The organism is Paraburkholderia sp. Ac-20342 (genome assembly GCF_017104985.1).
Classification (GTDB): Bacteria; Pseudomonadota; Gammaproteobacteria; order Burkholderiales; family Burkholderiaceae; genus Paraburkholderia.
Genome location: NZ_JAAGPQ010000233.1, coordinates 1 through 553 on the forward strand (window position 1 = coordinate 1; position 553 = coordinate 553).

Sequence of the window (553 nt, forward strand, 5' to 3'; positions counted from 1 at the left end):
CCGCGCGAGTCGATGGAATACGACGTGGTGATCGTCGGCGGCGGCCCGGCCGGGCTGTCGGCGGCGATCCGCCTGAAGCAGCGCGCCGCCGCGCAGGGCGTCGAGCTTGGCGTGTGCGTACTCGAAAAAGGCTCGGAGATCGGGGCGCATATCCTCTCGGGCGCGGTCATGGACCCGCGCGCCATCACCGAACTGATCCCCGACTGGAAGGACAAAGGCGCGCCGCTGGACGTTCCCGTCACCGAGGACCGCTTCCTGTTCCTCACCGCAACCGGCGGCGCGAAGGCCGTGCCCAACTGGGCGCTGCCGGATAACTTCAAAAACCACGGCAACTATGTCATTTCGCTCGCGAACGTGACGCGCTGGCTGGGTCAGCAGGCCGAGGCGCTCGGCGTCGAAATTTTCCCGGGTTTTCCCGCCGCCGAAGTGCTCTATAACGAAGACGGCTCCGTTAAGGGCGTCGCGACCGGGAACCTCGGCATCGGCAAGGACGGCGAGCCGACCGAAAATTTCCAGCTCGGCATGGAACTGCACGCGAAGTACACGCTGTTCT

Annotated in this window: 1 protein-coding gene; it reads left to right on the forward strand. The window is 65.6% G+C overall.

What is annotated here, in order from left to right:
- A partial coding sequence (locus tag G3N58_RS33900; RefSeq protein ID WP_206001378.1) for an NAD(P)/FAD-dependent oxidoreductase occupies positions 1-553 on the forward strand: 553 nt, incomplete at both ends.